This window comes from Limosilactobacillus pontis, from assembly GCF_002940945.1.
GTDB classification, from domain to species: Bacteria; Bacillota; Bacilli; order Lactobacillales; family Lactobacillaceae; genus Limosilactobacillus; species Limosilactobacillus pontis_A.
In genome coordinates, this window is the sequence record NZ_PNFV01000006.1 from 1 (window position 1) to 14,918 (window position 14,918).

4 protein-coding genes are annotated in these 14,918 nt (G+C 41.3%); all 4 read right to left on the minus strand.

Going from position 1 to position 14,918, the window contains the following annotated elements; all coding sequences use genetic code 11:
• Positions 1-173 precede the first annotated feature (173 nt).
• The gene (locus tag CK797_RS09160; protein WP_225365032.1) at positions 174-1,499 is read right to left on the minus strand and encodes a cupin domain-containing protein; all 1,326 of its coding nucleotides are present in this window, start codon (positions 1,497-1,499) and stop codon (positions 174-176) included.
• The gene (locus tag CK797_RS05950) at positions 1,492-2,352 is read right to left on the minus strand and encodes a Sir2 silent information regulator family NAD-dependent deacetylase (protein WP_104688844.1); all 861 of its coding nucleotides are present in this window, start codon (positions 2,350-2,352) and stop codon (positions 1,492-1,494) included. Before CK797_RS05950 ends, CK797_RS09160 begins: the two co-directional genes overlap by 8 nt.
• 204 nt (positions 2,353-2,556) lie before the next feature.
• Positions 2,557-3,561, minus strand: coding sequence for an NADP-dependent oxidoreductase (locus tag CK797_RS05955; RefSeq protein ID WP_104688845.1), 1,005 nt, complete (start codon positions 3,559-3,561; stop codon positions 2,557-2,559).
• A 320-nt stretch (positions 3,562-3,881) separates the two neighbouring features.
• Positions 3,882-14,519 carry a mucin-binding protein gene (locus tag CK797_RS05960; RefSeq protein ID WP_104688846.1) on the minus strand — a complete coding sequence of 3,546 codons (10,638 nt, stop codon included), beginning with the start codon at positions 14,517-14,519 and terminating at the stop codon, positions 3,882-3,884.
• Positions 14,520-14,918: the final 399 nt, after the last annotated feature.

The window sequence follows — 14,918 nt, forward strand, 5'->3', positions numbered from 1 at the left end:
CAGTAAAGGAAGCTATTAAATATTTCAACACTCAACGAGCTTATACATCCAAAAACGGCTTGACCGCGGAAAAATTCCGCGCTCAAGCCGCATAAACTATTTTTCTATTTAAACTGTATACTTGACAGGCACTAGTGCCCTTTCAATTTCACCTAGATACTTAGGGCATTTATCTATTGTTCAACAGATAAACGTCTAATTAGCCCTTTCTGGTTAGGAAAAAGCTTCGTTAACTGATCAACTCGTGGCACTAATATTTCACCACTGGCATTTCCAGAAATTCCGGCACTGACTTGTGAAAAGCCGGCCCCACTATCATCAGCGGTTTCAATGGCAATAAATGTCCCCGCATTTACATAGAAGCCGTGAACTTCTTTCTTAGTTTTATCCAATCCCAATCGTACTGCATGGTATTGACCGTCCTGGGTGAAACAATGGACGATTGCCGCATCCCCCAACGAATACATCAGTGACTGGCCATCCTGGATCATATGCAGGTGCGAAGGATGACTTTTATCAATCGTCATGTACATTGTAAGCTCCCCTGGTCGGATTCCCCGATCAACCATGTAAGATGGATAAAATTGCTTTAGCATTTTTTCTTGTTCAGCCTGCTGAGCCGGGGTGAGCTTGGGTGCGGCCTTAGCTGGTCCCTGCACTTGAAGATGCCCCTTTCCGGTCAATAAGGCATCAAACGCATCCTTAATTGAGGAAGAAAATCCAATTGACCGATCACCAATTATGTCTGGAATGAGCAGTTCTCCCTTATTAATCGTAATGTAGCGGGCGTGGGAATTACTTGCGACTAACTGCATACTTGGTGCCTTAATCAGTTGGTTGTGCGGACCAATCCCTAGTTCCAGCACCAAAATTCTCTTATCCTGGTATTTTTCAATAAAATGCTCAAACCCTTTAACTTGTTCTTGATCCATTTTAAAACTTGGGCCCGGAACATTCATTGCGAGCGGTGCACCACATTCCTCACAAGTTGGTAAGTCGGCTTTAGTAAGGGTTCCCGCCTGATCCTTCTCATAAATCCGGTGGAGGGTTTCAGGTAAGGAAACAACGGAGTGTTCTTTCGGGTAGGCAGAGCAGACACCGCTTGTCCAACTCCCTTCGATTTCTAATAAATTATCAAAACCGGCAATCTTAAAATGGTGGTCAACATTTGAAGTCCAAATAAACGATGGCTTATTGGCAAGAATCGACTTCAAATCCGCCATCAATTCTCCGGGATGGTAATTATAAACATAGTATTCACTCACCCGTGCGTATGCCCGCCATTGATCTAACTTATCAGTATAATGATGGCCCATGGCACTTAAAAGGTTGGGGAAATGATACTTATCAACCAAGTCACCAAGAACCGTCCGTAACTTCTCATCGTTAGCAAATAAGTTCAAACCTTCCAAAATGGAAAAGCCATTACTAGCGGTTACTAAAATAGCGTCAGCATCAGCTAACCATTTTTGCGCGATCTTGATTCCTGAATCAGTCATTGTGTCCTCCCTTAATCAAAGCAGCTGCGTTCTTCAATACCTCATTAATATCCTCATCAACTAGTAATGAACGGTCCCGAATCATCGGGCTGGTCAAAGCGTCCTTAGGATTAATATTGACGTAGAATGCTTTCGGCATATAATGCGTCATTTCCCAAAAGGGCTCCTGAATGAACATTGGGGTCATTCGACCAACCCCCATTTCGAGGAACAGGATCTTTTCTCCCTGGTGTTGTCCCAAGAAGTGATTGATCTTTTGGTGTTCCTCGTTATAAAGCTTATCTTCTAAAAACTCGGGACCCCTTGCCCATAGAATTAACGGTGCCCCATCGACCTTGCTTTTGGGGATCAAGTCGGCTGCCAAACGATGGTCCTTTACTTTAGGTAACAGATCATCCAATATTTTTTGCGAGCTGTAGAGGTGTTTATCAGTATCTGGATTACTGCTTTGGAAGTAGGACCAGGATCCTTGAATTTCACTGACTTGCTTCTCACCAAAGAACTTCTTAAACAGCATATCTTGATTAGTCGTTACAATGTGAAACGGCTTGTTCTTAAGAACGGTTTCTAAATATTCGTAAGTTGGCTTCTGTGGTGGAATATTAAAAATCATATTCATTGATTCTAAGGTAAAGCCCCAATGCTCTTCTTCAGAATCAAAGTGATTGTAAAACCCATTAAACAAACCTTGGAAGTGGTACTTATCATAATAATATTTCACATGTTTCATAAAGAGTGGACTGGCCTCGTACCAGAAGTTCATTCCGGCAGCATTAGACATTCCCGATCCGGCACCAACGACAATCGCATCGGCGTCATTAACATGCTGAACTAATTCTTCAACCTTTGTCATATTCTCAATTACCTCGTTTCCTTACACCACAATTAGTTCACGACACAGTGTAGTTAATTTATGAAATAGCATAAGTGAAAAGGAAGTAAATTGGGAGTACAAATTTGCAAATGTGTCCATAATTAGGCAAAAAACATTAAATATTGCAATGTAATAGGCTCCAAAGCTCGGAAAATCCGAACTCTGGAGCCAGCTTTGTATTTATTAATCTTCAAACGTCAGAACAGTCTTCCCTTGCAAGTGACCAGCAGCAACATGGGCAAGAGCATCATTAACCTCAGCAAAGGGATAGCAGCGGTCGACTTTCGGCCGCAGTCGTGTCTTTTCCAGCACATCACTCACGGTGGTCAATTGTTCACCATCTTCGTGAACATTCATGAAATAGTAATGTTGATTATTCTTTGCGGCCAATCGATCTAACTGCCAGCCAGCTATCCCAAACAACAGGCGTTTCCACCCTGGCATCCCCGTTCTTACAGCAAAATCATGGTTAGGCATCCCGCGAAGCGATACTAACTTACCGCCATCTTTGAGGATACTTAACTGCTTTCGGGTTTCCGAACCACCGAGCGTGTCAATGGCATAATCAATATTCGATAATACCTGCGAATAATCCGTTGTACGGTAATCGATAAACTGATCTACCCCCAAGTCCTTTACCCGAGCTTTATTTCTCTCACTGCCACTTGTAATAACATACAATCCCTTTGCCTTGGCCAACGGGATCGCCATTGAACCAAAGCTTCCCGTACCACCTGAAATGAATAAGCGGCCATTCTTCTTCACATCCATCAATTGAAAAGCTTGCATTGCTGTCAAAGCAGTTAACGGAACCGTTGCCGCTTCCTCATTAGTCAGGTATTCCGGAACCTTAGCGAGGGCTGACTCCTCAATCGCTACCTTCTCGGCGAAAGCACCAATCTTGTTTAACGGCATCCTAGCGAATACCCGTTCCCCCACTTTGAACCTAGCGACCTGGCTTCCGACACGAATAACTTCACCAACCACTTCGTTTCCCATAATCAACGGAAGCGGGTAGGGAATTACCAATTTAAACTGCCCCTGCGCAATTAGGAGATCCAACGGGTTAACCCCAGCTGCTAAGTTTTTCAGTAACACTTGGTGTGGTCCAATTTTGGGAAGCCCGACATCTTGAATAACAACTTTTGGCGACTGTTTTTGGTATTTTTTAAGAATGGCTGCTTTCATATGTAACACTCCTTTGCTAAAAGGATACTTTAATTATTTAAGGTGTCAACTGTAAAGAGGGTTGTACATATCTCAGCTAACATTCAAGGTGGAATAGCATCCTTTACAAGTAATTATCTAAATAAACACAAAGAACACACTGCTCAGTAATTTTGAACAGTGCGTTCTTCTTTGATTATTTAGTCGACTTTTTACTCACAATTGTATTCAATTATTTTAATTACCTTAATGGACGAAATCAAACACAATTTTAAGTATTATCTGTATTCCTTTTTGGTGCGATTATACACTAAAATTCATACAGTCTTCTAAAAGCCTCTTTATTCATGACGTTTCTTCCTAGTACCAGCGACAATACTTGCTGCCATCGCTAACCCCATTAGACCAAAGGCAGCAGCAGAAATGACTTCCTCGTTACCAGTCTGCGGTAATACATTTGCCCCTTGATTTGTAGTTGTAACTTGCTGTAAATCAATAGGCTGGCTAACCATCCTGGTAGTTGGCTTATGAACCACATTTGAATTTACAAAATGCGGTGTTATCTTTGGTTGATTAGTATCATCTACCGGACTTGTTGGAGCCGTCGGTGTAGTCGGACTTGTCGGATTCGTTGGGGCCATTGGACTCGTCGGCGTAGTTGGGCTCGTCGGACTTGTCGGATTCGTCGGTGTCGTCGAGCTCGTTGGACTCGTCGGCGTAGTCGGATTTGTTGGACTTGCTGAATCATAGGTCACGGTAATAATATAGCTACTATCTTCTGGACCTAACGTCTTAGCATTAACATTTTGATTATCAGTTGTATCGCCACTGACGCTAACCACGCGGTAGCCCGCAATCCGAGGTGAAATAACACCTTTTACAACCTGATGATCAACTACCCAGGACAACGGCGTAATCCATTCACCAGTTACCTTATCATACAACCCCTTTTGTTCGAAATGAACGGTTTGTTTAATGCTATCAGGTACTTGGTGGTTACCGTTAACAACATACTTAATTGTTCGCGTAACATCTTTTTCAAGAGTAGCCGGATCATAATCGGTTGGATGCTGTGGTTTGCCTGGAATATTAGGTTCCTTAGGATTACCAGGATTATTAGGAGTAACTGACTGGGTTCCATGCTTCAAGTTGATATAGAAGATCTGATTGATATTCTCATCTTTATCAAAACTTGGAATCCCATTAACATCATAGCCATTTGTTACCAATACGTAGCCTTGCTCCTCATAACTCAGCAAGTCTTGCTTAGAACTATATGGAATCTGCTTACCAGATTTACCATTTTCAGAGATGCGGTTTAGCTCATTACCAGTCGTATCATCAACATAAATAATCGTTGCTTGCTGATCACCAGCAGTGTAGGTAACAGTCTTCACAATGTCTGGACTTCCGTAGTTAACAATTACTGCAGGAATAACTGGCTGATCAGCATGGTAACCATCAATTGCTGGTGAAGCGACACTGGTAAATTGCTGACTAGCAACTGGCTGCCAACTGATTTGCTTGGTTACCAGATCTTGAGTCCCCTTCTGAGTAAAGTGCTTTTGTACAGTAACGTCATCATGAGCCTTCTTACCATCTGCGTAAATATAGTGGATGGTTTCGGTGACAACATCTTGTCGACTAGTTTCTTTAGTATTGTGATTTAAGGTAATGTAGAAGATTTGATCGGTTGCAGTCTGATTATCAAAGCTTGGTGCCTTACCAACTGGATCATAACCATTCTTAATTAAGACGTAACCGGCATCTAGGTAACCCTTCAAGTCATCCTTAGACTGATAAGGAATTGTTGTCATTGCTGCACCAGTCTTAGTAACGGTCTTCAAATAGTCGCCAGTTGATTGATCAACATAGATTACTTGTGCTCGTTGCTGTTCAATTGGCGTGTAGTGAACATACGCAATACTATCTGGGCGCTTATAGGTAACAGTTTCACCACCGGCAACAGTCTTATCAGCTGTATAACCCTTAACCGTTGGCACCTTTACCTTTTGATAAGTTTGGGCATTTGTCCAACCGTGATCAGCAATCCGTTGACCAGTAACCTTATCAATCACAATCTCATGGGTGAATTGAACGTGCTGACTAGTATCATCTGGTGCCACCGGATTACCATTTTGATCAACATAGTGAATCGTTTGCGTCCCCGTAATGGTCAAGCTCTGGGCATCCGTGTCGGATGGATACTTTGGTCCATTTGGATCTTTATTAATTGGTTGACCCGGCTTACCTGGATGCTTTGGATTAATCGTTTGGTAAGTGTGCTTCAGGTAAATGTTAAAGTTTTGATCAATATAATTATCATCATCAAAGCTTGGCGTACCCTGAGCATCATACTGATTGTCATCAAGGACGTAACCAAGATCTTCATAACCGATGATGTCCGCCTTTGATTGATACGGAATGGTGCTGTTGGCCTTACCAACTTCGGTCCGAATCGTGAGTGTCTTCCCCGTGGTCCGGTCAATGTAGGTGATCGTCGCTTTTTGGTCGCCAGCATGGTAAGTAACTGTCTTAACCGTATCCTGATCACCGAAGTGCACTGGTACTGCGACGATTTCAGCTTGGTCAGCGGTATAACCGTCAATCACTGGTGACTTGACAGCCGCAAATTCAGCCGCCTTAACTGGAGCCCACTTAACTTCCTTCGTAACTTGATCCTGTTGTCCATGTTGGACAAAGTGAACTTCTGCTGTTGCATCCGGTGCAGCGGTTGTCTTATCCGCATAAATGTAATGGATAACTTCCTTAACAATACTGCCTTGTGTAAGATCCTTTATATCATGAGACAAGTGAACTTCAAACTGGTTCTTTGTGTTATCAGTTTGGTAATTTTGACTTCGGAAATTGTTTGAAACTAGTTTGTAGCCTTGGTGAACATAATTATCAATCTGGTTATTTACATCATGATTGAAGACAATCAAATCACCGGCTTTACCACCCTTACCATTATCGGAAGTCAGTGTCTTGCCAGTCGTGTCATCAATATAGGTGATCTTGGCAGTTTGTTCAGCGGGAATAGCTGTGTAGTAGACGGTTTCTTCACGATTTGGATTGTCTTGAGTTACCACTTGGCCACCGGCAACGTCCTTGTCAGCAGTATAACCACTAATTATCGGTGTCTTAATAGTATCGTAAGTCTGAGAAGCAGGCATCCAACCATGATCAGCCACCTTCTTACCAGTTACCTTGTCAATCACGATTTCATGAGTAAAGGTAACATGACGAGTCTGATCCTTTGGCGTTTGTTTACCAGCCCCAACATAATGCACAACCAGTGTTCCAGTAGTGGTCAAGCTCTGGGTATCCGTATTGGATGGATACTTTGGGCCATTTGGGTCTTTATTAATTGGTTGACCCGGCTTGCCTGGATGCTTTGGATTAATCGTTTGGTAAGTGTGCTCCAAGGTAATAATAAAGTTTTGATCAACATTCTTATCATTGTCAAAGCTTGGAGTCTTACCGTCTGGGTCATAGCCATTAGTAACCAGGTGATATCCCTTATCCAAGTAGCGTTGCAGGTCATTATGAGAAGTATATGGAATTACTGTGTTAGCATTACCATTCTTATCAACAATTTGAAGAGCCTGATTCGTTGTCTGATCAATATAAGTAATCTTGGCACGTTGATTAAGGCTCTCATATGTAACCTTCTTAAAGATATCATCGTGGCCAAAGTTAACATCAATTGCTGGAACTTCGACAATATCTGGAACGTAGCCTGAAATTTCTGGTGATTTAACACTAGTAAAGTGCTCACTAGCAACTGGTTGCCAAGTAATATGCTTCGTTACCTGGTCCTCAGTGCCCATTTGCGTAAAGTCCTTCTCGGCCGTTACTGGAGCAGCGGCTCGACTACCATCTGTGTAAACATACGTAATCGTTTCGTGCACAGTGCTATTACGACTAATCTGCTTCATACCATGCTTTAGATGAACCTCAAACACGTTCTTAGCATTATCCATTTGATAGTTTTGACCACTGAAGTTATTTGAAACTAGCTTATAGCCTTGGCCTTCGTAGTTCTTGATCTGCGTATTAACGTCGTTAGCAAACTCAATTGGCTGCTGGTACTTTCCACTACCATCATCAGTTGATAAGACCGCTCTAGTATTGTCATCAATATACTTAATCGTTGCCTGTAATATTGCGGGAGCATAGGTGACAATCCGATCAACATCATCACTATTGTAATTAACTGTAATGACTGGCACGTTCAATTGATCAGGGATATAACCTGTAATCTTTGGTGATTCCACGCTAGCAAAGTTTTGTGGATCAACTGCCTGCCACTTAATCTCGTTGGTAACAAGGTCTTTTACTCCTTGACGAGTAAAGCTCTTCTTAGCAGTATAGTTCTTCGTTGCCGGAGTACCGTCTTGGTAAACATAATGAATTGTTTCGTAAACAACACTCGGCTGCTTAATAGCTGTTGTTCCATGTTTTAAGTAGATGTAGAAGGTCTGATCAATATTTTCGTCACTGTTAAACTTTGGCGCACCATTTGGATCATACTTATTTTCATCAAGAACATAGCCACTATTTTGGTAATTCTTCAAATCATTAGCAGAACTATATGGAATTGTGGTTGCTGAAGTACCATGTTCCGTTAAGGTATTCAAGATATGACCAGTAGTACGGTCAACGTAAATAATTGTTGCTGTTTGCTTACCGGCTGTGTAAGTAACCGTTGTATTAATATCCTTATCACCGAAGTTTACCGTAAAGGCTGGTACAAGCTTGTAATCCGGAGTGTAACCGGCAATTGTTGGTGATTTAACACTATTAAATTGCTGGCTAGCAACCGGCTGCCAAGCGACATCAGTTGTTACGAGATCCTCAGTTCCATTCTGAACAAAATGCTTCTGTGCAATAACATCATCATGTGCTTTCTTGCCATCAGCATAAACATAATGAACGGTTTCTGTAATTGTATTCTGACGCTGAATTGACTTTACATTGTGATTTAAGTGAATGTAGAAAATCTGATTTAAACTCGTATCATTATCAAACTTTGGAGTCTTTCCCGCAGGATCGTAACCATTGTTTACTAAAGCATAATTTTCATGAAAGAAATCATCAAGATCTGCCTTTGAAGTATATGGAATAGTGTCGCCACTTGTTCCATTTTCATCGACGGTCTTCAACTGGTCACCTGTAGTGTCATCAACATAAATAATTTGCGCCTGTTGCTGATTACTACGGTAAGTGACTGTGCGTACAACATCCCCTTGACCGAAGTCGACAGCGATTGCTGGTACCTCGCTAACGTCAGGAACGTAACCCTCAATTGTTGGTGAAGTGACTGCCTTAAATTGTTGTGGATCAGCTGGTAACCAGTCAATCTGACTGGTTACCAAGTCTTTAGTACCATATTGAGTAATTTCAACTGAAGCAACTTTAGGTTTATGTGCTTGACGACCATCTGCATAAACGTAATTAATTGTCTCCGTAACTGGATCTTGCCGACTAACTTTCTCCATCCGATGCTTAAAGTGTACCTCAAATATATTCTTGGTATTGTCGGCCTGGAATTTCTGGTTCTTAAAGCTATTCGAGACAAAGGCATAACCCTGTTTTTCAAAGCCATTAATCTGATCATTGACGTTATTAGCAAACTTAATTGAGTCATTAAATTTACCAACGGTATTATCCGTCATCATCGTATTTCCGGTTGTATCGTCAATGTAACGAATCGTGGCCGTCTGCTCACCTTGCAGGTAAATAACTGTCCGTTCGATATTCTTATCACCATAGTTGACCGTGATTGCTGGAATTAATCCTTGATCAGGAACATAGCCAGTTATTGTCGGTGAGACTACTCTGTCAAATTGCTGACTAGCGACTGGCTGCCAAACAATTTGCTTGGTTACCAGGTCTTGCGTTCCTTTTTGAGTAAAGTGCTTTTGTACAGTAACGTCATCGTGAGCCTTCTTACCATCCGCGTAAACATAATGAATCGTCTCTTTAACGGTACTATCTTGACTGGCGTCTTTGGTGCCATGGGTCAGAAGAATGTAATAAGTTTGATCAATCTCAGTTTGATTATCAAAACTTGGGGCCTTGCCATTTGGATCGTAGCCGTTATTAACCAATACATAACCCTGCTTGGTCAAGTTTGCTAATTCATCAGCAGAGCTGTAATTGATTGGTGTATTAGACTTACCAGTTTCCCTCTGCGTGAATAGGCGATCTCCAACCATTGTATCAACATAGATAATAGTTGCTTTTTGTGTGTCGTTGATTGGCGTAAAGTGTACAATATTTTGACTATTTGGTTGTTGATAAGTAACCGTTTCACCACCAGCAACTGCCTTATCGGCTGTATAACCCTTAACCGGTGGTGTCGTTACCTTTTGATAAGTCTGGGCATTTGTCCAACCATGATCGGCAATCTGTTGACCAGTAACCTTATCAATCACGATCTCATGGGTGAATTGAACGTGCTGACTAGTATCGTCCGGTGCTATCTGTTTACCATTTTGATCAACATAATGAATCGTTTGCGTCCCCGTAATGGTCAAACTCTTGGCATCCGTGCCTGATGGATACTTAGGGCCATTCGGGTTCTTGTCAACTGGTTGACCCGGCTTACCTGGATGCTTTGGATTAATTGTTTGGTAAGTGTGCTTCAGGTAAATGTTGAAGTTTTGATCAATATAATTATCATCATCAAAGCTTGGGATGCCCTGTGCATCATACTGATTGTCATCAAGGGTGTAACCAAGATCTTCATAACCGGTAATGTCCACCTTTGATTGATATGGAATGGTGCTGTTGGCCTTACCAACTTCTGTAAGGACTTTAAGAGTCTTGCCAGTAGTCCGGTCAATGTAAGTGATCGTCGCTTTTTGATCACCAGCATGGTAAGTAACTGTCTTAACCGTATTCTGATCACCGAAGTGCACCGGAACCGCCGCAATTTCAGCTTGGTCAGCGGTATAACCGTCAATCACTGGTGACTTGACAGCCGCAAATTCAGCCGCCTTAACTGGAGCCCACTTAACTTCCTTCGTAACTTGATCCTGTTGTCCATGTTGGACAAAGTGAACTTCTGCTGTTGCATCTGGTGCAGCGGTTGTCTTATCCGCGTAAACATAGTGGATAATTTCATGAACAGGATCCTGACGAGCAACATCCTTAAAATCATGAGCTAAGTGGACCTCAAACTGATTCTTTGTATCATCATGATTGAACTTTTGATGGTCAAAACCATTAGAAACCAACTTGTAACCTTGATGAATGAAGTTATCAATCTGATTATCGACATCATGAGTAAAGTTGATTGTTGTATCTACCTTACCTTGAGCTTGATCACTTCCTAAATTCTTCTTTAAAGTATCGTCAATATAAGTAATTGTGGCCTTTTGATCAGTCGGAATAGCTGTGTAGTAGACGGTCTCTTCACGATTTGGATCACTTGGGGTTGCCACTTGACCACCAGCAATGTCCCTATCAGCAGTGTAACCAGTAACTACCGGTGTCGCAACGGTGCCATAAGTCTGGGAAGCAGGCGTCCAGCCATGGTCAGCAACCGTTTGACCAGTAACTTTATCAATTACGATTTCGTGGGTAAATTGAACGTGCTGGCTGGTATCGTCTGGTGCCATCTGTTTACCATTTTGATCAACATAGTGAATCGTTTGCGTCCCCATAATAGTCAAACTCTTGGCGTCCGTTCCTGATGGATACTTAGGGCTATGTGGATTCTGATTAATTGGTTGACCTGGCTTACCTGGATGCTTTGGGTTAATCGTTTGGTAAGTGTGCTCCAAAACAATGGTAAAGGTTTGATCTTCATCGCTATCATCATCAAAGCTTGGGGCCTTTCCATTTGGATCATAGCCGTTGTTAACTAGAGCAAAGCCATTGTTCTCAAACTGCTTGATATCTTTTGCAGAATGATAATCAATCGGTTGATTTGACTGCCCGGTCGCAGAGTAAACGTGCAGGGTATAGCCAGTAGTTTGATCAATGTAGATAATTTGAGCCCGCTGAGTATTATCAGCAGGAGTGTAGTTAACATAAATCGTCCGATTTGGGTCTTGATGGTTAACTTCAATGCCAATCACCTTTGAAACATTCGGCGTGTAACCCTGAACATCTGGCGAGACCACATCTTGATACTTCTGTGCTGCTGGCGTCCAGCTGTCACTGATAAGGTGGCCATCAACGCTATCTTTAACTATGGTGTGAGTAAAGGTGAGAGGTTGAACATTATTGGCTGGCTTAAGACTATCCGGCATTCCAGTATAAATAATGGTTTGCGTTCTCTTAGCATCATTGGAAGTTGAAGTCGTACCATGTTTAAGGTGGACAAAGAATGTCTGAGTAGTCTCATTATCGTTATCATAAACTACCCCGTCTACTGGATAGTCGTCACTAACCTTTACATAACCACGATCAGTGTAATTCTTAATATCTGAAGCTGTGCGGTAAGGATCGGTTGTTCCCGCATTGCCTGAAAGATCCTTGGTCATCAGTGTGATCCCTGTATTATCGTCAACAAAGGTAACAATGGCCCGTTGCTTCTCCGCCTTAATTGGTGTATAGACAACCTCTTCCCAAGCATCTGGATTATCATAGGTCACAAATTGACCACCGGCCTGCTGTTTATCAGAAGTGTAGCCGGTAATTAACGGTGTTTGTACATATCCATATTGATGACTGCTTGGTGTCCAGCCCTGATCACTAACTACATGACCATCGATTTTATCAACCGTGAAGTGATGGGTAAATGTAAACTGCTGACTGGTGTTATCCTGCGGGGGTTGATCTCCAGCACCAAAATAATGCACAGTTAATGTACCCAACTTTTTATCCGTCTTTGCTTCGGTCCCATGCTTCATCACAATATAATAGGTCTGATCAACATGAGAATCGTTATCAAACTTAGGAGTACCATTTTTGTCATAGCCGTTTTCAACTAATTCATAACCATTTCCCTCAAAGTTAGCAATATCTTGTGCTGAACTATAATCAATTTGATTATTCGGTTTGCCAGTTTTGTTTATAACTTTTAAATAATTTTGCGTATTTTGGTCAACATAAATGATCTGCGCAGTTTGGGTATTATCAGTCTTGATAAAGTGAACTTCAAACTGGTTGAGCTTATCATTAGCTTGATATTTTTGATTGTAGAAACTATTAGAAACCAGCTGATATCCTTGGTTTTGATACTTATTAATTTCACTTTGAACATCGTTGTGGAAGTGAATTGTCGTATTGTAATTACCAGTAGCACTATCACTGTTCAAAAGCTTATTATTATCCGTATCGTCAATGTAACTAATTTTGGCATTCTGGGTGTTTGCATTATAGGTAACTGTCTTATCAATATCCTGATCATCAAAGTTAACTGTGATGGCGTCAATTGACGTTGGATCAGGAGTATAACCAGTAAGTTCTGGTGAAGGAACCTCACTAAAGGACTTAGCAGACGTTGTATCCCAAGTAATCCCCTTGTCTCGTTCATTTACCTTGGTCATGTCTTGCCGACCAGTACGTGTCCAGTTAACTGATGCGTAGTGAGTTGGTTCAGCCATACTGCCATCAGCGAAAACATAGTGAATAGTTTCGTTAACTGTGTCAATGTCAGTCACAGGCTTAATCTGATGCTTAAAGTGAACTTCAAATTGATTTTTATTGTTATCAGAGTCGTATTTATTATCCTTAAAGCTATTTGTAACGTATTGATAGCCCTGATTTTCATAATTTTCAATCTCAGTTCCAACAGAATTCTTAAAGAAAATTTGGGTACCAACCTCCCCTTTAGCACTGTCTTGAGCTAATGTCCTACTATCGGTATCATCAATATACTTAATGGTTGCTGTTGCTGGCTCAGCTTTTTTATAGTAAACAGTCTCTTCTGTATCGCGAGAATTTAAGTTAACTGAATAAGCAGGGATAGTCTTAGTTGGGTCAACTAAAGACTCTCCTTTAAGCGTTGCTGGTGGAGTGACCTGATCTAACGTACCCCGAACATTTTCCGCACTCAAGTCATGTTCAGTCATACTTCCATTCTGGACAATTGCGTAGAAGGTCGTGGGGTCACCAGTTCCATCACTATTTGTTTGGGCCAAAACCATAAAGAGGCTGTTGGCAGGGTTGGCGGGATTGGGAGTGTCTGGAGTAACTGAAGCTCCTGGATGGTCGGGATAAACGTGCCTGTTGTCGTGAATAAAATTAATACGATAAGTCTGCGGCGATTCTGTAAAAGTAAGATCATCCGGTACAGCAGTGGTGCCATCACGTTGGTATCCGATATTTTCTATGCTGGTAATATCATACTCTATAAAACCTTTATTTAATTTCTGTCCAACATAACCTGTCTTATCCCTGGCTGGGACTACTGATGCTGGTATATATCGTTTATAATCCTCATCATAATATTTAATTGTAATCTGGCCCTTTTTATAGTAGGGAACAAAGGTGACGGATTGAGTATCGTCAGGTTTTAATGTTTTGTCAGTTCTTTGTTCTTCATAGTGAATGGTCCGGGTAACCGTCTTTACCTTATTGCTTTGTACTTCAACATTACTACCTAGTTGTTGCTGAACTAAACTAGCAGCTTGCTGGTCTGTGCCGTTTTGATTAGTGCTAGCCTTCATTTCAGAAAGGTTAGGGGCAGCTGCTGCCTGATTACCCACCGTAGCCGTATTTAAGGTATTGGTCGTCGGACTTGATTCACTCTGACTGGCGGTACTCTGCTGTGTCGGCTGCTTTTGCTGCAAGGGTACCTGTCCTTTACTTGCCAGCGGCTGTTGGTCAGTATTTTCTTCTACCGCGCCTTGATTCGTTGAGCTGTTTGGATCTGCTAGGGCTTTTTGCCCTGTTGCCATAAAGGTGGTTCCAATCAGAACAGAGGCAACCCCAACACTAAACTTCCGTAATGAAAACCGCTGCTTTTTATCGACGTTTTTCTCATCAAGCAGCCCCATATTGTTTTTTGAAACCATATCATGTCCTCCTTATTGTGCACTTACAAAAATATTTTTATATCACAAATCCAGATTGCCCAGATAATTGATCACATACCAGAATCCTTTATCAAGATAGATGAAAAATAATTACTGATTTTGTGATTCCCCCATATAAGTGTTATTACCAGCACAATCAAACTAATGTTTTTTATAAAGCTATAAATGCACTTATAATTACAATGCAATTATAATACAGGAACTTAATAATTTAAATTATACTTACCTATTAGAAAGACTATTTATGGTATCATGATGCTTATTTAATACGTTATTTTTGTTATTTTTAAAATTTATGAATTAAGCATTCACAATTTATTTAATTTTGGATGTTACGTCTTATTTATTTCTTTAGCTTATATATCACTATTAACAAGA